This window comes from Lysinibacillus sp. FSL K6-0057, assembly GCF_038630885.1.
Classification (GTDB): domain Bacteria; phylum Bacillota; class Bacilli; order Bacillales_A; family Planococcaceae; genus Lysinibacillus; species Lysinibacillus fusiformis_F.
In genome coordinates, this window is the sequence record NZ_CP152047.1 from 3,556,239 (window position 1) to 3,581,838 (window position 25,600).

The 25,600-nt window shown below is 36.6% G+C and carries 21 protein-coding genes; 7 read left to right on the top strand and 14 right to left on the bottom strand.

Annotation, left to right across the window (positions count from 1 at the left end):
* Positions 1–25 precede the first annotated feature (25 nt).
* Entirely contained in the window at positions 26–757 is a 732-nt protein-coding gene (locus MHB40_RS17720) for an SDR family NAD(P)-dependent oxidoreductase (protein ID WP_342534799.1), read from the bottom strand.
* Positions 758–777: 20 nt separating this feature from the next.
* On the bottom strand, positions 778–2,403 hold the full coding sequence (locus MHB40_RS17725; protein WP_342533080.1) for an NAD(P)/FAD-dependent oxidoreductase: 1,626 nt from the start codon (positions 2,401–2,403) through the stop codon (positions 778–780).
* A 126-nt stretch (positions 2,404–2,529) separates the two neighbouring features.
* On the opposite strand from MHB40_RS17725, the gene MHB40_RS17730 reads away from it, so the two are divergent.
* Entirely contained in the window at positions 2,530–3,225 is a 696-nt protein-coding gene (locus tag MHB40_RS17730) for a LuxR C-terminal-related transcriptional regulator (protein WP_342441111.1), read from the top strand.
* 67 nt (positions 3,226–3,292) lie between these two features.
* On the opposite strand, the gene MHB40_RS17735 is transcribed toward MHB40_RS17730, so the two are convergent.
* The 4 genes from MHB40_RS17735 to MHB40_RS17750 form a co-directional block, all read right to left on the bottom strand.
* On the bottom strand, positions 3,293–3,754 hold the full coding sequence (locus MHB40_RS17735; protein ID WP_342533081.1) for an SAM-dependent methyltransferase: 462 nt from the start codon (positions 3,752–3,754) through the stop codon (positions 3,293–3,295).
* 91 nt (positions 3,755–3,845) lie between these two features.
* Positions 3,846–5,036, bottom strand: a complete 1,191-nt coding sequence (locus MHB40_RS17740; RefSeq protein ID WP_342441113.1) for a Ger(x)C family spore germination protein — start codon at positions 5,034–5,036, stop codon at positions 3,846–3,848.
* Positions 5,033–6,130: a spore germination protein gene (locus MHB40_RS17745; protein ID WP_205444727.1), complete on the bottom strand. Its 1,098-nt coding sequence runs from the start codon at positions 6,128–6,130 to the stop codon at positions 5,033–5,035. Before MHB40_RS17745 ends, MHB40_RS17740 begins: the two co-directional genes overlap by 4 nt.
* Positions 6,131–6,151: 21 nt before the next feature.
* Positions 6,152–7,819, bottom strand: coding sequence for a spore germination protein (locus tag MHB40_RS17750; protein ID WP_342533083.1), 1,668 nt, complete (start codon positions 7,817–7,819; stop codon positions 6,152–6,154).
* Between the two features lie 226 nt (positions 7,820–8,045).
* On the opposite strand from MHB40_RS17750, the gene MHB40_RS17755 reads away from it, so the two are divergent.
* Positions 8,046–9,050, top strand: coding sequence for a hypothetical protein (locus MHB40_RS17755; protein ID WP_205444730.1), 1,005 nt, complete (start codon positions 8,046–8,048; stop codon positions 9,048–9,050).
* A 230-nt stretch (positions 9,051–9,280) separates the two neighbouring features.
* On the opposite strand, the gene MHB40_RS17760 is transcribed toward MHB40_RS17755, so the two are convergent.
* Entirely contained in the window at positions 9,281–11,302 is a 2,022-nt protein-coding gene (locus MHB40_RS17760; RefSeq protein WP_342533084.1) for a helix-turn-helix domain-containing protein, read from the bottom strand.
* A 138-nt stretch (positions 11,303–11,440) separates the two neighbouring features.
* On the opposite strand from MHB40_RS17760, the gene MHB40_RS17765 reads away from it, so the two are divergent.
* Together MHB40_RS17765 and MHB40_RS17770 are read left to right on the top strand one after the other, a co-directional pair.
* On the top strand, positions 11,441–12,682 hold the full coding sequence (locus tag MHB40_RS17765; protein WP_342533085.1) for an MFS transporter: 1,242 nt from the start codon (positions 11,441–11,443) through the stop codon (positions 12,680–12,682).
* 13 nt (positions 12,683–12,695) lie between these two features.
* On the top strand, positions 12,696–14,141 hold the full coding sequence (locus MHB40_RS17770) for a M20 family metallopeptidase (protein WP_342533086.1): 1,446 nt from the start codon (positions 12,696–12,698) through the stop codon (positions 14,139–14,141).
* Positions 14,142–14,767: 626 nt separating this feature from the next.
* Here the strand turns inward: MHB40_RS17770 and MHB40_RS17775 are convergent.
* The gene (locus MHB40_RS17775) at positions 14,768–16,309 is read right to left on the bottom strand and encodes a xanthine permease (protein WP_342533087.1); all 1,542 of its coding nucleotides are present in this window, start codon (positions 16,307–16,309) and stop codon (positions 14,768–14,770) included.
* Between the two features lie 384 nt (positions 16,310–16,693).
* Between MHB40_RS17775 and MHB40_RS17780 the strand changes: the two genes are divergently transcribed.
* On the top strand, positions 16,694–17,821 hold the full coding sequence (locus MHB40_RS17780) for a hypothetical protein (protein ID WP_342533089.1): 1,128 nt from the start codon (positions 16,694–16,696) through the stop codon (positions 17,819–17,821).
* Between the two features lie 94 nt (positions 17,822–17,915).
* On the opposite strand, the gene MHB40_RS17785 is transcribed toward MHB40_RS17780, so the two are convergent.
* Both MHB40_RS17785 and MHB40_RS17790 read right to left on the bottom strand, forming a co-directional pair.
* Entirely contained in the window at positions 17,916–18,911 is a 996-nt protein-coding gene (locus tag MHB40_RS17785) for a DUF4179 domain-containing protein (protein ID WP_342533090.1), read from the bottom strand.
* Positions 18,912–19,442: a sigma-70 family RNA polymerase sigma factor gene (locus tag MHB40_RS17790; protein ID WP_342533092.1), complete on the bottom strand. Its 531-nt coding sequence runs from the start codon at positions 19,440–19,442 to the stop codon at positions 18,912–18,914.
* A 559-nt stretch (positions 19,443–20,001) separates the two neighbouring features.
* On the opposite strand from MHB40_RS17790, the gene MHB40_RS17795 reads away from it, so the two are divergent.
* Together MHB40_RS17795 and MHB40_RS17800 are read left to right on the top strand one after the other, a co-directional pair.
* Positions 20,002–20,106, top strand: a complete 105-nt coding sequence (locus tag MHB40_RS17795; protein WP_225341045.1) for a YjcZ family sporulation protein — start codon at positions 20,002–20,004, stop codon at positions 20,104–20,106.
* Between the two features lie 343 nt (positions 20,107–20,449).
* Positions 20,450–20,638, top strand: a complete 189-nt coding sequence (locus MHB40_RS17800; RefSeq protein ID WP_342533093.1) for a hypothetical protein — start codon at positions 20,450–20,452, stop codon at positions 20,636–20,638.
* A 197-nt stretch (positions 20,639–20,835) separates the two neighbouring features.
* On the opposite strand, the gene MHB40_RS17805 is transcribed toward MHB40_RS17800, so the two are convergent.
* The 4 genes from MHB40_RS17805 to MHB40_RS17820 all read right to left on the bottom strand — a co-directional run bounded on the left by MHB40_RS17805 (position 20,836) and on the right by MHB40_RS17820 (position 25,390).
* Positions 20,836–21,639 (bottom strand): fumarylacetoacetate hydrolase family protein, encoded by an 804-nt coding sequence (locus tag MHB40_RS17805; RefSeq protein WP_342441123.1) that lies wholly within the window; start codon positions 21,637–21,639, stop codon positions 20,836–20,838.
* A 60-nt stretch (positions 21,640–21,699) separates the two neighbouring features.
* Positions 21,700–23,136: an aspartate ammonia-lyase gene (gene aspA, locus MHB40_RS17810; protein WP_342533095.1), complete on the bottom strand. Its 1,437-nt coding sequence runs from the start codon at positions 23,134–23,136 to the stop codon at positions 21,700–21,702.
* 241 nt (positions 23,137–23,377) lie between these two features.
* Positions 23,378–24,091, bottom strand: coding sequence for an amino acid racemase (locus MHB40_RS17815; RefSeq protein WP_342533096.1), 714 nt, complete (start codon positions 24,089–24,091; stop codon positions 23,378–23,380).
* 219 nt (positions 24,092–24,310) lie between these two features.
* Positions 24,311–25,390, bottom strand: a complete 1,080-nt coding sequence (locus MHB40_RS17820; protein ID WP_342533098.1) for a hypothetical protein — start codon at positions 25,388–25,390, stop codon at positions 24,311–24,313.
* Between the last annotated feature and the right edge of the window lie 210 nt (positions 25,391–25,600).

The following is a 25,600-nucleotide window of genomic DNA, read 5'->3' on the forward strand; positions in this document are numbered from 1 at the left end:
CTTCCTCTCTTATTTAAAATGTTTTTTACGATGTTAAACCGCCATCAATTGGAACGACAGCGCCATTCACATAAGAAGCTTCTTGCGAAATTAAGAAAGCAATTACATTTGCGATTTCAGTAGGGTCTGCTAATCTTCGTAATGGTCCATTTTCTTCTGGACTCGATGTCAATCCCTTCGTCATGTTTGTCATCACGCCACCAGGACAAATTGCATTCACTCGAATACCTTTAGGTCCATATTCAATGGCTGCCGTTTTAGTTAACCCAATTACACCATGCTTACTTGCCGCATAGCCACCTAGATAAGGTTGTCCCTGTATACCAGCTGCTGAGGATGTATTCACAATGACACCTGATTGCTGTTGCTCCATTTCTTTTAACACATATTTTAAGCCTAAAAATGCCCCTTTAAGATTGACCGAGATCACTCTATCAAACGTCTCCTCTTCTAAATCTCCCAGTAGTGCTGGTGAGCTTAAAACGCCTGCATTATTAATAAAAGCATCAATCCTGCCAAATGTTTCTTTTGCAGCGTCCACATATTTTTTGACATCTTGGCTTTGTGAAACATCAGCTTGGACAAAAATTGCTTGTTGTTGATGTTCCTTCACAGCATGTAGTGTGTCTTGTCCACTTTTTTCATCAAAATCCACTAAAACTAATGCTTTGCCCTTAGTTGCAAGCAATTTTGCAGTCTCTCTTCCTATACCACTTCCTGCACCTGTAATAATGACTACTTGTTGCTCCATATTGATATATGCTCCTCTCTCACAAACTATGATATAGATTTTAATTTCATTAACTTAAAGCCTTCATAATTGTTTTGAGCCACCTCATTACAATGTTTTGTGTAATAATCAAATCCTCCTAGATAAATTAAAAAACTTCGAGGTTTGCCCTCAATATTAGCTCCCGTATACCAAGAATCACCTTTGACGTAGAGTGTTGCATTAGCAACCTCTCGGCAATGTTTGCTCCAAGCTTCCTCTGCTTCTATAGCTGGCTCCACAAGGTCAATGTCATGCTCACGCAAGTATTGTATGCACTCGGCAATCCATTCGACATGCTGCTCAATAGCTATTGGCATATTCACGAGGACAGAAGGGCTTTCTGGTCCCGTAATCATAAATAAATTAGGAAAACCTGCTGTTGTGAGTCCAAGATAGGTTTGAACCGCTGCCCCATCCTCCCATTTCTCCTTTAATGACACGCCATTCCTTCCTTGGATATCAATCTTAAATAAAGGTCCTGTCATGCCATCATAGCCTGTCGCAAAAATGATGATATCTAAATCAAAATGGTTATCCGCCGTTTGAATACCTTCTCCTGTTATTTTTTGAATGGGTGATTCTTTGACATCAACCAGTAAAACATTCTCCCTATTATAGGTTTCAAAATAATCGCTATCTAAAACCTGTCTTTTCGTGCCATACATATACTTTGGACATAATTTCTCTGGTACCACAGGGTCTTTCACAATCTGTCGTATTTTGGAGCGAATAAATTCTGCCGCTTTTTCATTGGACTGTTCATTCGTTAACAAGTCATGATAAGTAGCTGAGAAGGCAAAGCCGCCTTGTGCCCATGCTTTCTCAAAAACCGCCTGTCTCCTATCATCCCGTTCTTCCATTGCAGATTGCTGATTTTGTGCAAAAGGTGTACCTGAAACAGAATTTCTCATGGAATGCTTTATCGCTTCGAAATTTTGCTTGGTTTCTTTGATAAAGTCCTCATCATATGCATGGTTTCGAGCGGGAATCGTATATTGCGGTGTGCGTTGAAACACCGTGAGCTGCTCTGCTTCTTTTGCAATAACAGGTATTGCTTGAATACCACTGGAGCCTGTCCCGATAATTCCTACACGCTTCCCCGTAAAATCAATCTTTTCATGTGGCCAATGCCCCGTGTGATACCATTTTCCGTTAAACTGTTGTAATCCTTGGATGTTCGGAACATTTGCAGCAGATAGACAGCCTATTCCTGTAATAAAATATTTTGTTAAAATGCACTGTCCATCGTTTAAATGAATTATCCATTTATGTCGTTCTTCATCAAAATGAGCCGCAGTGACTCTTGTGTTAAATTGGATATCTGCTCGCAATTGAAAGCGATCGGCTACGTAATTTAAATAGCGTAATATTTCCGCTTGTTCCGGAAATCTAGATGTCCAAGTCCATTCTTCATATAATTCCTTTGAAAACGTGTAGTTATAATAGATGCTTTCAATATCACATCTAGCACCAGGATAACGATTCCAATACCAAACACCACCTACACCATCTCCAGCCTCGTATACAATGGTCGAAAAGCCTTTACTCCTCAACTGATGTAGCATATACAGACCTGCAAACCTAGCACCTAGAACAACTGCATCCACCTCTTTAATTGTTTGACTACTCATCTGCCGCTCCCCCTCACACCAAAATAGGAAAATATGGATTTACTTAACTTAAATACTACAACTTACAGAAAATATTGAACATTCCTTATTTTAAGCGTAGTATATACTTAAAAAAGGGGATAGGTCATGTCCAATCTTTATACCATTCAAAAACGTTTCGACACGGTACAAAGCTATGTCAACCATGAAGAGTTGTTGATACACATTTTGCAGGTATATTTAGATTCTTTTCCTATCAAGGATGCCTATTTATTAAGGTATTCTCCAATAGGCTTTGTCGCTGAAGGAATCATTTTCTTGAATGAATCGGGTGGTAGTCATATCGGTGAAATTCGTGAGGAGATTCGCAGCTTCCCTATTATTTATGCTGCTATTGAAGATAAGAAGGCTAAATTTTGTACAGGAATGGACTATTTAAAAAATATCAGTATTAAATATTCTATTCCCTCGCAAAATAATTCTTTTTTAATTGTTCCTATTTTTATAGGGCAATATGTTTTTGGTTATATTTGTAGTACTCAATTGGAAGAGGCAATCGATGTAAATGAAAAGCTATTAGATGATATGACGACCTTTGGACATATGATTGGACAGCTTATCATGCAAGCTAGAAATAGTAAAAAAGAGGGTTTTCTTAGCAAACGTGAGCTAGAGGTAATGAGACAGGTAGCGCAGGGAGATAGTACAAAGGAAATAGCAGATGTTATGAATTTAAGTGAATTAACCATTACACAATATGTAAAATCGGCTATCAAAAAATTGCGTGCCAAAAATCGTTCCCATGCCATTAGCATTCTTTATCAAGAGGGAATTATTCTATAAAAAATTAGGGGAGCATGTCACTCCCCTTTGTTAGAAATCCACAATTGTCTTCGCTTTAACAACTTTATTACTCCCAGTAGGCCTTCATTAAATCTATTGACCACGCGGGCTGTTTAACATCCTTTTTAGGTAAAAATTCTTTCATCACAGGCTTTATATCTAGTATAGGTGTACCATCTATGGCGTCTAGCCCTTGAACGATTAATGCTCTAGGTTTGACCTCTAACAACGCAACGATTGTACTTCCTAATTTATTGGGTCTATTCTTACCCCTTTGCGCGAAAATACCCACTTCGGGATAATCTTGATTATTTCTAGGATGTCTAGCCTCATATTGGATTTGATCGTCTGTAACTTTATCAAAATAAAAAATAATTTCTAGATGAGAAAAATCTTCTATTCCTTTTAAGGATGCCTCCTGGATATGAGCAGCAAGTTCAATGGTTGAAATAATCTCTCCCCAATGATCATCTTTTATCATTTGCCGATTGTTACGAACTGTAGCGATTGATTGAACGGTATATTGCATGCCTTTTATCCCCCATCTTTTCGAATGTCTACTATACGGTCTTTAATGCCAGTATATACTAAATAGACAGGAAAAAAGATGATTAACGATGTTAATCACCTGATGTGCCATAATCCTTGATGGATACATTCACTTCACATGTAATCGGAACCTCACTAAATGTTTGATCCCATTCTTTTTTTATTTTTTGCCATACTCTCGGATAGTTGATTCTGAGTTTATTGCCAAACCCTGAAACATCTGTTTGAAATTCATGTTGCGTTTTTTCTAAAACTTTCATCACCAATCGCTCAATCTCTTTTTCAAATACTTTCTCTGCTTTTTTCAAAAATTGATTGTCAAATGCTTTATCTGATAGAACCCAATGTTCAGCAATTCTTCCCTCTGATTGAATTTTTATCGTAAAGGAGATTTGATCCCCCTTCACATGTGGAATAATTTTACTTTTAGTTGAAATAATTTCATATACAATGGGTGCACCTGACTCCTCATCAAACCCTTTGACTAGGCCACCTTTTGCATCCCCTGACATCCAAGCAATTCCTTCTATGTCACTCTCATTTAAAAACCCTCGTAATTTTTTGGTTTTCCCTTCAATGATAGCAGCGCCTGCAAATTTTACTTCTCCATTTTCCGCTATCACATTTTGCAATAAAAAGCTGGAATCTGAATATAGCTTCCCTTCTAGCTTTGCAACGGTCATCGGTGGTAAAATCTTAGTCGTCCTTTCATGCCCCTCCATCATTTCTACTAATTGAAAGGCTGGAATTTTCGTTGGTTCATTCGTTTCAAGTGCCTGACTTGCCTGATTTTGAGCAATAAGGAGAAGGCCACTAGGTCGTATTTCTAATTCTCTTAGAAAAAAATCTAGTGTTTGTTGCAGGTTGACGGTGCTGGCTAATTCTTCTCCAATGATAATCACTTTGGAATGTTCAGCAAAGGAATGTTTATCAACCTTTAAAAGCATATTTCGTAAAGTTGGTAAAACCGCATCACCTGTCTCAGAAACATTTTTATACGCTTTTTCTGGCAATGCTCCCTCTCTTGTTCCAGAAACCGTTGTCTCTGACGTAACAAATTGATTGGTAATCGTTAACAGCTCCCTATTTGCATATCTAGCATCTTGTTGCTCCTCAGAAGATACATCACCCGTTTCTAAATCCAAGGATGTACCTACAATGAGACCTAAATCCTCAATCTCTTTACTACTCCAGCATCCAGTAAGAAAGAAGGGTACAGTCATTACTAGAAGGTATTGGCTATATCGATGTTTTCGCTTCATGCTTTCTTTCCTTTCCATTTCGATATAAGGAGTAAAATGATAGGTACGGCACCAAATAAAATCAATGCAGCATGACCAATCTTATCGCCAAATGTAAAAAGATCATTAATATTTTTTGGCGTCATCGCAATAATGTAAATAATTGGCAACAATCCGTATAAGAAAGGATGCATACTTTTTTTAAAAAGTTGGGCTAATCCTAAAGCAGCGGCATAATAAGTAATCGTAAAGGTAGCAAATATTTGCATAATCCAAATTACAAGAAGAAACGACTCAAAGCGTTCAAAAATTAATCCTGGAATTTCAAAACTTCGCATCAATTCAATCGTTGGCCATGTCCTTGTCATAACCCCTTCAATGGATAGAGCACCGATGACCATCACAACCGTGATGACATAAAAAAGCAGAGGAATGGTGATGCCCACCAGCACAACCTTTACAGCTTTTGATCTATCTGATGGGTACATAAATGCCACGAGGAGCAACATAATTTCAGGTCCTAGAAAGGCTAGTGTCGCTGTTTTGATCCCCTTTAACATCGGTACAACGCCCAAGCCTAATACTGGTCTAAGATTATCGATTTCAAAAATCCCTAAGCTTAAAAAGGCCACAAGTAAAAAAATAACAAAGGTAATAGGAAAAATGATTTCAAATAGACGAGCGATTGTATTGATACCACCACTTATTAAGTAAAGCCCAACCCATAAAAAAGGAAGAATAATGGCCCATGTAGGGGTACCCTCTAATAAGAAGAGGGAGGTTACTTCAGCCATTATGCGAACCTCAAATGCAGAAATGGTAAAAAAGTAGACTATTACACACGTACTTAAGAACCAGCCTAACCACTTCCCTAGGATGTCTTGATTATATTGATAAAATGTTTTATCAGGGTATTGTTGGCTTAGCTTGACAATGATTACCCCTGCAATCATCGCAACGATTCCACCTAAAAATACACTAATCCAAACATCCGGGGTCTTTACTTTTTCTACAGAGGCACGAGGTAAGGTAAGAATTCCAGTGGCAAGAATATAGTTAATAATAATAACAACTGCTTGTGAGGTCGTTATTTTATCTTTCAAACTGCTGTTCATGACTGTTTTTCTCCTTTCCTCTTATTCCCCTTTACGGATAGAATCTTTTGGCTTTAACAATCTAGGACGATGTTTCATCATCCTGAACGGCATACGAACCATAAAGTCTTTCCAATCACCTGCTCGATACGGAACAGTAGGACTTAGATATGATACACCGAAGCTCTTTAGCTTCACTAAATGACTGCAAAGGAATAAGAAAAACAGGATGATGCCATATAGTCCAAATAAAGCTGCAGAAAACATGGCGACAAAACGCAGCATTCGTAGCGTGATTCCAGCATTGTATTGAGGGATAGCAAAAGAAGAAATCGCTGTTAGTGCAACAACAATGACCATAATCGGACTAACAATTCCTGCCTGTACTGCTGCTTCTCCAATGACAAGCCCTCCCACAATCCCCATTGTCGGACCGATTGGCTTCGGCAAGCGAAGTCCCGCTTCTCTTAATATTTCAATGGCAACCTCCATAATGAGGGCTTCAATTAATGCTGGGAACGGTACCCCCTGCCTTGTCGCCATCATAGACAAGGCTAGTTTAGTGGGAATTAATCCCTGATGAAATGATACAAAAGCAATGTACAGAGATGGTCCAAATAAGGAGATACCGGCAGCAAAGTAGCGAAGCAAGCGAATAAGTGAGCTTGACAACCAACGTTCATAATAATCTTCTGGTGATTGCAGTAACATATTAAACGTGACTGGCACAATTAGCGCAAAGGGCGTTCCATCTAATAAAATTGCCACTCGTCCCTCCAGTAAAGCGGCAACAACACGATCAGGACGCTCGGTACTCTGTACTTGCGTAAACGGACTAAGATAATTATCCTCAATTAATTGCTCAATATATCCTGATTCAGCTACATCATCCAAATGGATTGTTTCAATTCGTTTTCTCACCTCTTTGACGAGATTAGGCTCCACAATCTCATCTATATAGGCTATAACCAACTCTTTTTTTGTACGCTCGCCCACTTCCATCTCAATTATGGATAAATTTCGATTTTCTCCATGTTGTCTTAATAAAGAAGTGTTCACACTTAATTTTTCCGTGAAGCCCACTCTTGGTCCACGTACCAATGCCTCAGAAACGGGCTCTTCAAGATTTCGAGTCTTTCCATGTGCAGTACCAATAATAAATACATTCTGTATCCCATCCACAATTAATACAGTGGATCCCGTTAATACTTTCCCAACAGCTTTCATAACTTTCGTTTCCTCTAGCAGATCACTCACTGGTAGGATTTCATTTACAATCAATTGCTGTAGCTCATAACCTCTTATCAAAGTGGATCTTTCTGAAAGTCCATTCATTAATGATTTCAAAATATGTTTGTCAATCAACTCTTTATCGCATAAACCTTTAAGAAAAACGATGGCTGCACGATTATCCGTATTCCCAATTTGAAATTCTCTAAAATGGATATCCCAATTATGACCAAGCTCTTTTTTCATTTGTAAAAAATCTTCACTGTAATCACCTGTAAATTGCTCTAACTTTTTTTGAACAGGTATTTGTATTGTCTCACTTTGTTCACTATTTTCTTTCATATCAATTTTGCCATTGCTCTTATTAACAAATAAAAAAACATGAAACAATTTATAAATTAAATATGGAATAAAAAATGCTAAAAAGCCTTGTAAAAAAACTTGCCAATGCGGCATGTAGGAAATTACCTTTTCCCACATATTGATCACCCTCTTTAGTACACTTGTACAGAGTATATCTACATGTTTTTATCATTATCTAAGCAACCGTATTTTAAACTTCTAATCCTCAACATTCTTTCATAACAAGATACTAATATTTGCTGGACATAAAAAAATCCAGCCTCAAATTGAGTACTGGTACTTATAAAAGCAATCTTTAGGTTATGGTATACTAGCTACTATGAAAAATTAGAAGGTGAAATTTATGCTAGAAGTCAGTGAAAGTAAATTAGCACAATATAGTCTGCATTTTTTGAGTGAGACGCTTATTTTAGGAGAAGAAGTTTTTACACAACCTGAAGTTATGTTAGAAGCAGCCTTTACGCAGCTTGCATTTAATAAAATCGATATGGAACAGCAATATGAATTTTTCCATGAAAGCAATATTGCACTCAATGAAGTTTTTACGTATTCCAAAGCCATTTTCGAACAGGAAAGTAACTTCCTCGAACAATCACAAAATATAGCCAAGCACTTACATAGTGTGTCACAGCACCCAAACATCAAAAGCGGAGAACTGTTTATTGGCCTATTTGAAAATTGTTTACTATTGAATGAGGCTAAAAAGGTTATCGCCATTGTCAAAATTGATGAAAAAGAAATGTTTTTAGATGTAAAAAATGAACACAATCAAATGATTGTTAATGGCGTGGATGGCATTAACGTCAAGAAAATTAATAATATGGCTATTATTATTGATATGGGACCTGATCAATTTCCTGCTGTGTATATCAAAACAAAACGGAAAGAAGATATCGTTTATTGGCAAGAACGATTTTTAAAAATACAAGCAGCAGATGCGCATTATTATAAAACCAATTTAGCACTAACAGAATGCAAAAAAATTATTTTAAAGGAAGAAAATTATACAAGCACAGAAAAGCTTGGGCTTTTGAATAAAACACTGGATTACTTTAGAAATGAAGAGGAATTTCAGGTAAATCATTATATCGAAACCGTTTTTGAGCAAGCGGACACTACCCAAAAAGATGTCATCATTAACTCGGTCAAACCCTATGAGACGGTCATTTCTGATAGTGCTTTAGAAAAGGCTGAAAAGAAATACAAACGTAAAATTAAACTCGATTCCAATATTGAAATCCAAGTAAATATTCAGCATATCGACCAGATAGATGAATTAATTGAAGTAGGCTATGATGAGGCAACGAATCGCAAATTCTATAAAATCTATTTTCAGGATGAACAGTAGAAAAGGTACCTCCTATTTTTATCAACGAATTTAACAATAAGTAAATGATTTCCGTTCCAGGCTATATGCTTGCCATTGACGCCTCGCTTTCGTACAGAGTAAAGCTTCTTGTGAGAAACTCATTAAGCTTCACAGGGAAGCACTTGGTCGGAACGGAAAACAACTTCTCTTTACACAATCATCTTTTGCTTAAAACACTAAAATTCATCTATTACTTTATCCTCTTCTTGTTAAGGCACCATCCCCCTTAAATAACAGGCAAGCTGAAGCTTTAGGACATCTTCAGCATTTTGAAAAGATATGGTTAGCTTTTCTTCGATTTTTCTCAAACGCTGATACAACGTATTGACATGAATGTGTAGTTGTTTAGCTGTCTCCCCTACAGAGCCGTTTTGCTTAATATATACCAGCAAAGTTTCTTCCAGCAGCTGATGTTTTGTTTTTTCATTGCGCAATGGTTGGAACACTTCATTCACAAAACTCAATAGCTCCTCCTGTGTTTGATGAATAAAGAGTCGATTCACCCCAATCTCCTGATAATGCATGATGCCCCAGCGTTGACGAGTGATCAAAAACGACAGTGCTTTATCCGCTTCATGATAACTTTTCGCTATATGGTCCATGCCCAGATATAATGAACCGATTCCAATTTTCAACGTATTGCTTTTTACTTTTTCCCAGTTCGCTTGCAATTGCTTTACAAGTTGCAGCACTTCATTACCCATTCGTTTAAATTGACAAAGAATTGTTATTTTATGGCCAAAGCCAAATACTATTGGTGCATGCTCTTGAAAATGTTTTTTAATTTCCCCAATTAATAGATGAACTTGCCTATCCATCACTTGACTATCCATACTCGATGATAATTGAATTAAAACGACAGCATAATAGGTATTTGACTCAAGTCCGAGCTCTTCACCCTTTTTCATAAGCTGTCCAGGATCCTTACACATTAAAAAATCATGAAATAGATCATGTGTTTTTTTATAAAACGAATCCACAACTGTTTGTTTCCGTATCATTTCTAGAGCAATAACGGAGCTAGCTTGCTCGATAATTAATTTATGAATCGATTCTAGCTCCTGTTCACTTACTTCGATAAGTAGAAAGCCAAGGATTTGACCTACACCAACAATCGGTTGAATATAGTAATCCACCCATTCATTCTCGATTTCAATTGTATAAAATGCTGGAGATTCTTTTAAATGAATGGAAGATCGTAATATGTCTACATCATCATTGTCTATCCAATGACGTGGACTTGCATAAATGGAGTCATCCATTAAATCTCTAATGACGAGTCGCAAATTCAGCATATGTCTTATTTCATTGACAATGACTTGCATACCAGCATTTTGCAAAGAAAGCTTCATAAAAGTATGGTGAATTTGATCTCGTTGCAGTAGTAATTCATTTTGAAGCTTCAAATGCTGAAACAGTTTTGAATTCGTCAATGCAATAGATACCTGATCAGAAAAACTTTCTAAAAGCTGTTTATCTTCTGTTGTTAGCAATGCATGTTCCCCATTTTGATAAATAATGACCACACATAGTGTTTGCTCCTCAACCACAATCGGAACAGCAATAACCGATTGTAAATGCTCAAACGTGTAGGCGTTTAATAAATGACGTAGATTCTCTTCTGTTACAGATGAAGAAGCTTTTAGCACGTCTGTATACGAAGTCAAAATCATGGACTGGTTTTCTTTAAAGGTCTTTCCAATAATCCCTTCTCCGACCTTCATGCGCATATTTTTAATGTCCTCACCAGGTCCCCCTGCCCATGCTTTTGGTACAAGTGCTGCTTCGCTTTCCTCATACATCCACAGTACCCCAAAATCTGCAGCCGGTATAACAGATAGCGCATTCTCTAAAATCGTGGTCAGTAGAATATGAATATCGTTTAAAACGGAAATTTCCCGTATACTTTCCATCATTTTCTCCCGAATAAATTGTTCTTTCTCCAGCATTAATTCTAAGTAATATGCATGAAGTACTGTTTCGATAATTTGTTGCTCCGTTGCTAATAGCACTCTATTAATCCGAATGACCAAACGTCCCCTTTCATGGAATTCGAAGAAATAATCATGAAAATCTGCCACTTTCTTGTCATAAGAAGGTGGCAGATGATTTTCTACCCCTTGAGAAAGCACCAGAGAAAAACGATCCTCATTAATATTTTTCCATACTTGAAATTGTGTTAACTTGCAAAAATCAAAGAGGAATTGTTGTAGTCTATCTACTATCGTCATGCTGAAATACCTCACTTTATATGGATAAACATCTACATTTATTAGATTTATTATATGAAAACACACATTGTTAGAAAAGTCTAAATTTTTTATACTTTGCAATATAAACAAATCCACTATAGCTAGGAGGAAAAAACAATGACAACAACAACTGCTAAAAATGCTAGATATCTTGTAATTGCTATGTTGTTTCTAGGGTGGTCATTAGGGAACTTTGATCGTTTCATTATTAACTTCGCCATTCTCGATATTTCAAAGGAATTACAATTGACTGAATCATTAACGGGCATTGTTTTAAGTAGCTTTTTTGCTGGTTATGCCTTAATGCAAATTCCAGGTGGCTGGTTAGCTGATCGATTTGGCTATCGAAAGGTGCTCATATCAACGATCTTAGTTTGGTCCATCTTCACTGTCTTAACGGGTGCTGCATGGTCGTTTCTATCTATCATTGTAATTCGATTCCTATTCGGTGTAGGTGAAGGAAGCTATTTCCCAGCTGCCTCTAAGGGCATTGCCAATTGGTTTCCGGTTGATGAACGTAGTAAAGCCATGTCTATTATGTTAACATCTGGCTCAATTATGGGCGTTGTGGCACCGATTGTAGGAACATACCTAATGCTAGCACTTGGTTGGCGAGATATTTTCTACATTGTAGGCGCACTAGGTATTGTTGTTGCACTTAGTTTCTTCTTCTTAGTAAAGGAAAAAAATACACCTGCGACAGAGCAAGTAAAGGCACAAACTTCAAAAGCTCCATTAAGAGACGTCTTAAAGACACCAATGATTTGGAAGCTGTTTATTGCCTATTTCAGTATTTATGCAGTGAACTGGGGCTTAACATCTTGGATGCCAACGTATTTATCTAAAGTAAAAGGGTTAGAATTGACTGCTGTTGGTATCTATTCAGCTATTCCTCCATTTATTGGGATCTTCGCTATGCTTTGTAGCGGTTATGTGCTAGATAAAATGCCTCAAGGACGAGATAAGCTGGTCGCTGGCATTTTTGCCATTATTGCAGGTATAGGGCTATTATTCATGGCGAATGCACCAAGCATGCTCATATTTACGATATGTCAAAGTGTCGTGACGGTCATGCTGTCCTTTAATATTATTTTAATAACATCTGTTCCACTGAAAATTTTACCAGAGGCAGTAGTAGGAACAGCAAATGGCTTTATTAATACAGGCGCTCAATTCGCAGGGGTACTTACACCAATGCTGATTGGTTTTTTAGTGGAAGCTTTTGGTGGTTCTTATAGTGCTGCATTCACGATGCTGATTGGCTTTACAATTGTGTGTGCTGTGTCATTATTTATGATCCGCCCAAATAAAAATACGGTTGTGTTGAATTCCCCTTCTATAAATGAAATCATCGACTAAGGAGTGATAGTTTATGAGTTTAACAGACAAAATTGCACACTATATTGATCAAAAAAGCGGGCTATATAAAAATGTAAGCGATCGCATTTGGGACTATGCGGAAACAAGATTTGATGAGGTTCGCTCTGCCGATTTATTATGTAAAACATTAGAGAATGAAGGGTTTCAAGTCGAAAGAGGTGTTGCAAATCTTGAAACAGGCTTCATTGCAACCTTTGGAAATGGAAAGCCAGTGATCGCTATACTTGGTGAATATGATGCACTCGCAGGGTTAAGTCAACAGGCAGGGAGCGCGAACTATGAGCCAATCATCCAAAATGGCAATGGTCATGGCTGTGGTCATAACCTATTAGGTGTCGGGGCACTTGCAGGAGCCATTGCTACAAAACAGTACTTCGAGGAACATAACTTAGCCGGAACTGTAAAATATTTTGGCTGCCCTGCCGAAGAAAGTGGCTACGGCAAATCCTTTTTGGCTAAAGATGGGTATTTTAAAGATGTAGATGTTGCCTTTTCTTGGCATCCTGGCACAGTCAATGCCATTATGCATGCTAGAGCCAATGCGGTTATTAACGCTACATTTAAATTTAAAGGACGCAGTTCACACGCTGCTGCCTCCCCTCATTTAGGAAGAAGTGCATTAGACGCAGTAGAGTTAATGAATGTTGGAGTAAATTATTTACGAGAACATATCGTAGATGAAGCAAGAATCCACTATGCCGTGACCAATACAGGTGGACTTGCGCCAAATGTTGTACAAGCTGAGGCTGAAGTGACTTACTTGATTCGCGCACCAAAACCAAATCAAGTAAAAGACTTATATCAACGTGTCCTCAATTGTGCAAAGGGTGCTGCTTTAATGACCGATACAACGGTAGAAGAGCAAATTGTGGGATCTTGCCATAATTTAATTCCTAACAAAACATTGGAGAAGGTTATGCATCAGCATATGGAGGACTTAGGTAGCGCTAAAATCACAGAGGATGATATTCATTTTGCTAAGGAAATCTATCATACACTCTCCGACGAAGAAAAGAATGTAGCAGCTTTACAGGTTGGTAAAGAAGCGGCGCAAATTCTCATTGACAAGCCTATTGTTGATTTTCTTGCCCCCCTTCCAGAAGAACCATTTTTCATGGGTGGCTCAACCGATGTGGCGGATGTCAGCTGGAATGTTCCAACTGCCCAATGCACGACAGCCACATGGGCATTCGGAACACCATTCCATACATGGCAGGCTGTCGCACAAGGAAAATCAGCCTATGCTCATGAGGCAACACTGCTTGCTGGCAAGGCGATTGCTTGTACAGCGATCTCAGCTCTGGAAAATCCGTCATTAATCGAAGACGCAAAGGCCGAGTTAGTGGAGCGTCTTGATGGTGAAACGTATGAAGCCCTAATTCCTCAAGACTTAGTGCCCCCTAAAGCAATTCAAGCAACAGCTGTTATCATGGCATAACTGTCAATAAGACTTTCTATTGTTTGATAGAAAGTCTTATTCATGTTGTTGAAAAAAGATAATGTCAACGGCAGAAAAAGCAACTTGGCAAGGTGAGGGGTTGATTTCCGTTCCGCCAGCGTCCTTTCCAGGGGGCGTCCGATGAGCCGCTTCACTCACTTACGTTCGCTCCAGGGTCTCCTCTGTGACGCTAAATCCCCTAGGAGTGACGCTGGCTCCACTCCAATCAACCATTCTACAAAGTGTCTTTACTTTTTTTCATAGTAGCATAGCGATCAAATCGCCCATTATCTGTATTCTTAACGGGGATAAGCTCTTATTTTCAGTGTGGAGAAGTGATGCGTGACAACACCTCTTCATAAAGAGTAGTGAGCACCCTCACTTTATTTGAAAACCTTTGCTAAAAAGTTAGTGGGTTGAAGTGGAAGGCTACTTGACTCCCGTGGGATAGCGAGACAGGCGAGCCCCTGCACGGAGCGGGAGCGGAGGAAGCGGCGCTCGCCCACAGGAAAGCAAGTTGCCTGCAACGGAAATCCATTTCTACCTTTCAATTGACTGTTTTGTTTTTCAACACTAAGAATAAGACTTTCTATTGTTTGATAGAAAGTCTTATTTTTATAGGCACTCTATTCACTTAAATTTTGTGCAGGGTCTTTCCGATCAACAAAATATTTGTAAAGGAATAAGCCTGTAACCATTAAGTATGCATAGACAAACTGCATCAGTTCAGGTTGAGCAACTCCTACTGTAGGTGCATGAATAATTCCAAAGAAGGATAGTATTGTGGCAATAAAGGCAAATATTGCAGCACGTAATGGCTTACCTAATATAGCAAAAATGGTGATTGAGCCCCAAATTAAACTACTAAGTGGTGCACCATTACCTAAATGAATTAGTCCATTATAATAGACGCCTTTCCCTAGCAGTGTATCTATACCGACAGAAGCCGCTGATGTTCCTGCAGCTGAAAAAATATTATTAGCCATTGTTAAGGCCCAGTTGGCAATCCAAGGGAATAATGTAATGAAAATAACAGGTACTTCTAAACTTGGTGTTTCGCGGACTACTTGGTTCGCTGTCACAATTCCTACATAAACAAGAATTGGTACAATGGCTACCACTGGTATTATCGCTAGTAGTAATTCTCCAACTCCAAACAAGCAAATAATGAGCATTGTAAAGCCTGAGGCAATTGTATAACCGATGCCTGCTCCCATTGCCTTCCATCCAGCATGTCCAATGTAGACTGTAACAGGAAATGGATTTCCAGAAAAAGCGCCAATGCTTGAAGCCACGCCATTCACTAACATCACATTGCGCGTATTATAGGGGTCCCCTGCCGCATGAGCACTTTCGATGTTTTCTAAATCAAAAATATAGTTTGCTAAACCTAAAGGAATGGCAGATGCTAAATAGGGTAAAGCATAGGGAATTGCTTGGAATAACCCGACAATATGTACCTCTGGCGGATTAAAGCCTAAATTTGAAAGGGCTGCTGTAATTGCCTCAGGACTCTGTAAGCCAAACACCCACGCAAGAGCAGTCCCAGAAGCAAGCAGTAAAAACCCTGTTGGTATTTTCTTAAAGATCGGTGATTTTCCAAACCAATTGATAAAAATAATCACTAATACAACAAATGCCACAATAGGTGTTTCAAATGACTGTAGCATGGGGTTCATAGCTAGCAATAATAAACCTAGTCCCGATAAACAGGACAACAGCACTGTTCTAGGAATTAGTTTACGCAGTAAGTCTCCTAGAAACGACCCAACAACCAAAATCATTGCTTCAAAGAAACACCAAACTAAGCCAATTTGAATAGCAAGATTAGCATCTTCAGTTTCTCTAAAGACGGGAATCAATACTAAAAACGTAACTGTAAAAATAGATGGAGCACTTGGCCCAGATGGTAAAGCCGTGACATCGGTTCTCCCCGTTTTCTTAGCCAGCTGCTGCGCAAACCAAGTGTAGGCAATGCTCGCAAGGAAAATGGCCAGGCCAAATGCAGGGACAACCCTTCCATAAACAAGATCATCTGGAAAACCTACAACAAATAAAAGTAGTGAAGCCATCGTCAACAAATTCGTTAAATTGTTAGCTAATAAACCAAAATATCCTGCCCAATCGCCTCGTTTCCAAAGCATTTCTTTAAATGACACTTGATTCATGTTTATCTCCCCTTTACTCGTGTATTGAGTAATTCAAATAAACCTATTCCCACTTTTAGCAAAAAAGGATGAATGTGCACATCTAGTAAACGCATTGTACTTCTTCATTTCATAGAAAGCGCTTTCTTGTCACTATTGTAAATTTTTCATTATATACCGTCATTAGCTATATAAACCAAAATAAGTTCCCCTCTGTTGTGCATTATGTACTGTAAATAATGACTATTTTCAACGAAATCGGGTAATAAAAAATGAAATACATGTAATCTATACTTTTTCGGAAAACAATCTTTTTAAAAATTTCTAAAAAAATTAAAACTTTTTCAATTGGTAAAACGTCTAATAATTGGTAACAGAAGTTAACCTAAAGGAGAATTGATAAATATGAAAAAACCTGCTAAAAAAACATGGATATTGGCTTCAGCACTAACACTTGGGATGGCCGTATTAACACCGCTTCAAGCTGGTGCAACATCTGTTGATACAACCAATAATATAACGATTCAAATAGAACAAAAAATAACAGGTACCATTAAATATTTTGATGGTAGTAGCATTACCCTTAAAGGAACAGATGGAAAAAACTACTTCATTGGTTTGTATAAGTTCTCTGATAAGCAAATTGAGCAATTAAAGCTAAGGGAGGGGCAGGAAATTTCAGTTGAGGGTAGTATTTTGAAAGATTACTCAGACTTCTTTACCTTTGAAGTATATAAAAAAAGCTTACCTAAAGAAGTCACAAAAGAAGAATTAGTCCAACTAGAAAAGCTCTTTTCTGACATAAAAAAGGCTGAAAAAGAAGAGAATTATGAGGAAATGGAACGAATCTATGAGGCGATGGATAACATCACAAGACCTTATGAATTAGCAAATTGGCAACCTGAGCCATTTGAAGAATTTATCAATGAAGCGGCATTCGCTGAAAAAAATATCGTTATCAAAGCGCAAGATAAAGAACAGCTAAAAACACTTTATAGTAACTGGATTAAGTATGTAAAAGAAAATAAAACGGATGAGGCATCAGAAAACATTGATAAAATTTTCACTATTCTTGAACCTTATTACCAAGAATTATATCCTCCATTAACTTTTGAAGAGTACATGGCAGATATGAACGTCGATTTAACAAAAGAGGAACTTGCAAAACTTAAAACCCTCTATGAAGAGGCACAAAAAGCTGAAAAAGATAATGACGATGAGTTGGCCATGAAGAAATGGGATCAATTCTATGAAATACTTCGCCCACACTTTAAACCTGTTCCCTTCGAGGAATATATGACAGATATCGAATTCAGCATTAGTAATGCGGATTACGCAAAATTAAAACAACACTATGAAGAAGCAGTTGCCCTTGAACAAAAGGGTGAAGATGAAAAAGCTGGCGAGCAATGGGAAGCCTTCTACAAAATTTTAGACCCTTACTACGAAGCTAATAGAGAAATTCTCATCTCAGCATCTAAATTAACATTTAACGGGCAAGATTTACTTCCAGAGCCAGAACAAACTAAATAAAATTTCAAGGGCCCTCCTATTGGTTTAGGAGTGGCCCTTTTTGAAGTGACAATTTTGTCATGTTATCCCTGAAATAGTCATGTTAATCGATGGTTTACCCTAGAGAAATATTAATACTGGGGAGCGGAACTAGCTCTTTCCGCTCTAATGTTTTTTCATCTACAATTCTTATAGTGGGTGTAATGACTAGCGTTCGAATAGAAGGATCAGGTATAAAAACCTCAATATAGCCCTTTACTCGCCCTGAATCGCTTTTGATGGTTGTTGTTCCTACATTTTCATATATATTTCCAAGATTATCTTGTATGTCCACCATTAAAAATTCTGTATTCCAATCTAGATTGCCCTCAAAATAAAGAGTGGTTATATATTTTCCTGCTGTTATTTGATTACATAATAACTGGTATTGTTCATTACCAAATGGTATATTTACTTTTTTCGAATAGGCTCCGGTTGGTGTAAGTTCTAATTGAAAGTTCCATGATCCTTCCACAAGGGTCGTATTCTCGATACCTTTAAAATCTTTAGGACGCCATTGAACATTTATCGTTTCATCAATCACTTTGTCTGAAATTCTCGCCGTAAACATACCAATCCAAGTATCATCATTCTTTTTAATGATTTGATGACTACGTACGTCTAATTTGTTTCCGTTGACTTCTAAATCCCCACTCCAAAATAGCGGAGGTTCATTTATCGGTTCTTCGTGCTTCATTTCATAACTAACCGATACAATCGTTCCATCGAAAAAAGCCTCAGCTAATTCAATGGAAGTGCCGTTACTTTCGTCTATTTGATTAATGATTGTTGCATAATCATTAAATACTTGTAATTGAGGATTATCATTGCTTTTTAATAGCTGCTGTACAATCGGTAAACGATTAGCCACGGCTGGTAGCCAAATGACACTACTAGTAAAAATGAATGTCAACATGGCGACCACACTAACCCATTTCCATTTTTTAAGTGCATCCTTCTTGGTTGAAGTTGATCGTAAAACACTTTTTTCAATATTACTCTTTTCCCAATCAGATAATTCAACTGGTTCAATCTCTTCAACATCTAATTTGATAAAGTCCTTTTCGTTCATTTAGATACCTCCCAGCTCTTCTGTTAACTTTAACTTCCCTCGATATAAACGATTTTCAACAGCTGATTTAGTTAGACCAAATATCTCTGCGATTTCTCTGTTCGAATATCCTAAGTAGTATTTCAAAAGAAAAATTTCCTGATCATTTTTATTTAAATTTAAAATACTGATAAATAGCTGCTCTTTTTGTACTCTTCGTTCTATGATGCTTTCTGGAAGGTCCTTGTTATTTGAAATTGATGGGAGTAACTCGACTGTTTTTGGTTTATTTTGAAGGCTTCGGTATGTATCAATCGCTTTATATTTTGCAATAACACCAATCCATTTTTTAAAATCAACCTCATCACCAGTAAATTGCGTACTCTTTTGCCAAATGGTTAGAAATACATCGTTGATACACTCTTCAATAGCTGTATGGTTAGGTTGTAACACTTTTAACACAATGGCTTTAACATACCCTCCATATCTGTTAATCACTTCTCTTAAAGCTTGTTCATCCTTTTTTTGTAGCTGATTAATTAATGAATACACGAAGTTAGAAAACCTCCTTTCTTCTCTACAAGTAATAACGAGCAAACGAAAGAAAACTCTCACTTTATTTTTAATTAAAAATATAAATGATTCCTTTCCACAGCGCTATGTAGTTAAAAATAGAAACGGAATAACATGAATTTTACTGTTTTAAACCTGTTCCACCGTTATTCATAAAAAAAATTATTATCAAATCCTAATAAAAGCTACTGACAATAACGATGAGTGGATTGGCAATGACGTTCCCATTTCTCAATGATAGGCTAAACGAGAAGGCCACAATCATGGATTACAACTAATCTTCATGCTGTAACAAGCATCGTTGGGTTTTATTCATATCAAGTGTTTAGTGATACTCCTCATTCGCTCATGACCCTTTTTAAAATTACCGAAATACGATTCATTAGACGAATACCCTTTTCCCTTTCAAAGGCATTCATACAATAAACTGAAGAAAGGAGAGATTTTGATGGGATACTTTGGAAACATGGGTAATTTCAATTGTTGTTATGGAGGCTATGGTAATGACTATAGCGGAGGTTATAGCATGAGTTGTGGTATGGACTATGGCGGCAAGAATAATAGTTCAACATTCGTTTTAATCGTTGTACTATTCATACTTCTCATTATTGTAGGCGCAGCATTCGTGCAAAAAGAATATTAATATTTATTGATAGTACGTGAAAAAACATGAAAAAGGGATGATCTTCATTATTGGCAGCTAACAATAATGTCGATACATCCACACATTCAATAGCAAAAAAGGGTCACTCCCAGCCTAGTGACCCTTTTTAAACCTGTATACCCTTCATCTGGTTCAATTTTAAATTCTCCATCTACCACATCTTCGGTTTTACAGAACGCTAGGGAAAATATAATAATCCAACACTTTCACTTCAAATTACGCCCCATTTTCGCTTTTGCTCCATAAAGTTCTTAAAATGAAACCAACTAAAACGTTGAATCGTATATTTATCAGAACTATTTTTGAAAAGGAGTAGAGTACTATGAAGGAATGGTGGCAAGGAAGGAAACACAAAAAGAGAAGCGTTAAGAGAAGGAATGATCAATACTCATTATTTGACTTATTTCTTGACGTACTTGGTTGGATACCAGAATTGCTTTTCCTCCCATTTAGAATCATTTATTGGTTGTTTAGAGGGATTGGAAGATTTATTGGAGAAGTTTTTAATTAAAAAACTGCTCAAAAGAATATCATTTGATTTTTTGTACCAATACGATTGAGGCAAGGGCAAGTTTTGTTGAGCATTCTACAAAAAGATTCTCGTTCAAGAATTGATTGTAAAATTTATCTTATTATACAAAAGGGATAAAGTCATTTAGTTGAGGCCCTGACCCTATCCCTATTTCACTTAGATCATTTAAAATACGATTAAATTACATAATTACTTAACTTACCTATATTCTCTACTTCAACAGATACAATGTCACCTGACTTCATTGGGCAACTCCCAGATGGCGATCCTGTAGCCAAAACATCTCCTGGTTCTAAGGTCATAACTTGTGAAATCCAGCTAACAAGATAAGGGATAGAGAATGACATCTGACTAGTATTCCCTTCTTGAACAACTTTGCCATTCAAGGTTGTAACAATTCGTAAATTCGTAGGATCAATACCTTTTACAATCCACGGACCCAATGGACCAAACGTGTCGAAACCTTTACCACGTGTAAACTGAGGATCAGTTTTTGTAAGATCTCTCGCTGTTACATCGTTGAAAATGGTACAGCCAAAAATATAATCCATTGCTTCTTCTTCTTTTATATTCTTTCCACGTTTCCCTATAATGAGAGCCAATTCTCCTTCCATTTCGACCTGTTTAGTTAATTTACTGGAAGGAAGAATAATTTCGCCCTCATTTGGTATCAATGAAGATGTTGGTTTTAAAAATAGAAATGGTTCCTTAAGAAAAGGCTTACCTCCAGTTTCTTTTGCATGTTCAGCATATGTCCAGCCAAAGTTAATGATTTTTGAGGGTATTACAGGTTCCAAAATTTTAACATCTTTATACTTAAATTTTAAACCATCAAATTTCAATTCATCATTTATTAATTCAGTAAAATTACTAGTCAATTGTAAAATTTCTTCCCCTTCAACAATTCCATAATATATTTGATCGTCAGGATTCAGATAGCGAACAATTTTCTGTATTTTTTGTTGTACTTGTTTTATCATATAAACCTACTCTTTCTATAGTTAATGCTATTTATAACTTTTTTAGTCTTACTTGATTATTCAATGCTTATTCATTAAAGAAGCTCCTGAAATTCCAGGTTTAGTCATCTCAAAAGGATTTAAAATTAATTCCATCTCCTCTTCAGTTAATACACCCCTTTTTAAGCATAGCTCCCGTACGGATTGTTCATTCAAAATTGCCTCTCTTGCAATATTTGCTGCTACTTCATATCCAATATGTGGGTTTACAGCTGTAATAATGCCTACACTTTTTTCAACGTACTCTTTTAACCGTGTTTCATTTGCTTCAATTCCTTTTAAACAATGTTCTGTAAAAACATGAAATGCATTATTCATTATACTGATTGACTGTAATAAATTAAATACTAGAATTGGCTCCATAACATTTAATTCAAGCTGACCCGCTTCTGAAGCTAGACAAATAGTATGATCATTCCCGATTACTTGAAAAGCTACTTGATTAATCATTTCAGGCATTACTGGATTAACCTTTCCAGGCATAATAGATGAGCCAGGTTGACGTGCAGGTAAGATAAGTTCAGCTAATCCTGTACGAGGACCAGACGCCATTAATCGGATATCATTCGCTATCTTAGACATATTAATCATACAAATTTTTAATGTAGCTGAAACTTCTGTATAAGCATCAGTATTTTGAGTAGCATCAACAAGATGATCTGCGCCCTGCAATGGTAACCCACTCAAATGTGCAAGGTTACTTACAACATTTTCAATGTAAGCAGGATCTGCATTTAATCCTGTTCCTACAGCAGTTGCTCCCATATTTACCTCATATAAATTTTCTTTTGATTGTTTAATTCGTTTAATATCTCGGTCTATTACTCGACTATATGCTTCAAACTCTTGACCAAGTCTGATAGGGACAGCATCTTGTAAATGGGTACGTCCCATTTTTATTATATGGTCAAACTTATTGGATTTTTGTTTAAATATACTATGCATACTGGTCATAGTTTTTAACAGTCTATTTAATAAATTAAGTGTTGCAATATGGATAGCAGTAGGAAATACATCATTTGTTGATTGCGACATATTTACATGACTATTTGGACTTAGCGTTCTATATGACCCTTTTTCATACTCAAGCAATTCCAATGCACGGTTAGCAATAATTTCGTTTATATTCATGTTCATGGATGTGCCTGCTCCACCTTGAATAGGATCAACAATGAACTGCTCATGCCAATTCCCTTTTATGATTTCATCTGCTGCCTGAACAATTGCTTTGCCAAGTTTTTGATTTAAACGTTTCACGCTCATATTAGCAAGAGCTGCAGCCTTTTTCACTATTGCTAAAGCTTTAATAAGTTCTTCATGAACCCTATATCCTGTTATTGGGAAGTTCTCCACAGCACGTAATGTCTGTATTCCATAATAAGCGTGCTTAGGAATTTCTTTTGACCCTAAAAAGTCATTCTCAGTTCGTACAGCTCGTTTTTCTTTTGGATTTATCATGATGGTTCCTCCTTATTTAAAAATCACCTAACTTCATTACGCGATACCCATTGATTAAATTAGTTAAAGTTCAGTTTAGATTATTATAATTTTCTTTTAATCTCTTGAACTATAGAAGAAACCTATCATGTTATAGAAGTATTAAATTGGAATTAAATATAAAAAGAAACACTAAACCAAATAATTTTTGTGTGTTTAGTGTCGTTTGAACATATAATTTATTTAGATAAATGGAATAATACTAATATTTGTTTTCAGAATGGGCTTTCTTTCTTAAACCAGATGCCTTATTAATTATGGACTTCGCTAAAATTTCTGTTGGATCAATAACACGAATACTTTGGGTTGACTTCAGTACTAGAGGAATCTCTGTACAACCTGCTATTATAGCTTCTGCCCCTCTAGTGATTAAATTATTTGCTACTTTCGAAAGATATAAGAGACCTTTCTCTAAATCCCCTCCTTTTATAGCATATATTCCTTCCATCACATCTTTTTGCATTTTCATATGAGGTTCAATGACTTCAACCTCATAAGTTTTGCAGCTATGTTGGTATAGTTTAGTATTGATTGTTCCATCAGTAGCTAATAAACCTACTTTATTAATACTATTGTCTTGTAAATAGCTAGCTGTCTCTAAAGGCATATGTAGAATCGGAATACTGACAGAGTCTTTTATTGATTGAAAGTAAAAGTGTGCTGTATTGCATGCAATGGCAAGAAAATCTGCTCCTGCACTTTCTAATCGTTGCGCTGATTGAACAATGAATGGGGTAGGGTCTGTACCGTTACCTAAAATGGCAGTTGTTCGATCAGGTATTTGAGAATAATTGTCCACGATAATATGAAGATGATCCTGATCCTTCTTTGCTGGTGTAAAAAGAATAATTTTATTCATTAAATCTACAGTTGCTAATGGGCCCATCCCACCAATAATTCCAACTACTTTTTTCATTTTCTTCATCTCTTTTTCATATATTTTTGAAACTTTACTTTATTATAATTTTTAAGCTAGATGTTGAATTATAAAAACATTCTATACACTAATAGAAAGTATAAATGGATTACTATTAATGAAAGTGCTATCTATATGCTTCATAATTTACTTTCTAGTAAGAGATATGGCACAAAAAAACCAGGATTAACAAATAAATTGTTATTCCTGGAGTAATAATTATATAGCCTTATTTTCTATTGTTTGAATATGTGAATTTTGTTTTCCTCGAACCCAAGCAATGATAATGGCTGCTATTAACGTAAACCCTAAATATCCAGTAATAGGATATAGCGTTCCTACAAGCTTTGTAAAACCAACAAAGCTTGCAGCAAAACCTACTAGTCCAATTATCGGAACAAACACTTTAAATTTAAGGCTAGAAGGTTTTACAATTCGAACGGAGAATCCATAAAGCATACCTACAGCCGTGTTAAAAATCATTGCCAAAAGAACAATAGTCATGCCCACACCAATTATAGGTGATATTTCATTTGCAAGATAAAGCATTGGAATATCCAAACTTCCAACATCATTAATTCTAGTGAACATACCAACGTTAATTAAAATCAGCATTAACCCTAGACCTAAGCCCCCCAGAATACCGCCAAACCCTGCAACTTTGTCGTCTTTTGTTGTCCCTCCCATAACAGCCAGCATAGCAACTCCGCTAGTAATATTGAATGATACATATAATAAACCAGATATAAACCAGTTCGATGTTGAAGATTTTTGCATTTGAGCTATTTTATCAAGCTCTGTAAAGCTTGTATCCATTGTAAACAAAGCATACATGGCAATGATTAATACAAAAGCAATAAGTACAGGCGTAATACTGCCGATAATATTGATTACCTTTTCAACATTAAATAAGCAAGTCGTAATTGTTAATGCCACCATGAATAAACTTCCGACAGCACTCGGGATTCCAAATTGTTGTTGGAATGTAGATCCCGCTCCAGCGAACATAATGACAGCTACGCCGAATAAGAAAAAAGTAATAATTATGTCCACGGCTATTCCTAAGTATCTTCCACAAATACTATAGACAACCTCTTTATGAGAATGTGTTTGTAACCTACTTCCTATTTGTGTAATATTCATTCCTAAAAATGCGAATAGTAATGTCGCCACTATTACTCCGAAAAAACTAAGCCATCCGAAACTAGTGAAAAATTGCAAAACCTCTAACCCGGAAGCAAATCCTGCACCAACAATTGTACCAATATACGCTCCTGCAATTTGAATACTCTTTCTCATAAAAAAACCTCCATTTTATTTTGAATATTAAGATAATTAAATCAAGAAAATTCTTCTGAAATAGTTATGATGTCCCCCTTTAAATATCTAAAAGCTTTGGACTTCTATCATCTGATAACACTTAAATTTCTAATTTCTAATCTAGTCACCTCCTTTAAAGTAAAAAGTAGGGCTCATACGGTATTGCAGCCCCTTTCATTTTGTTATTCA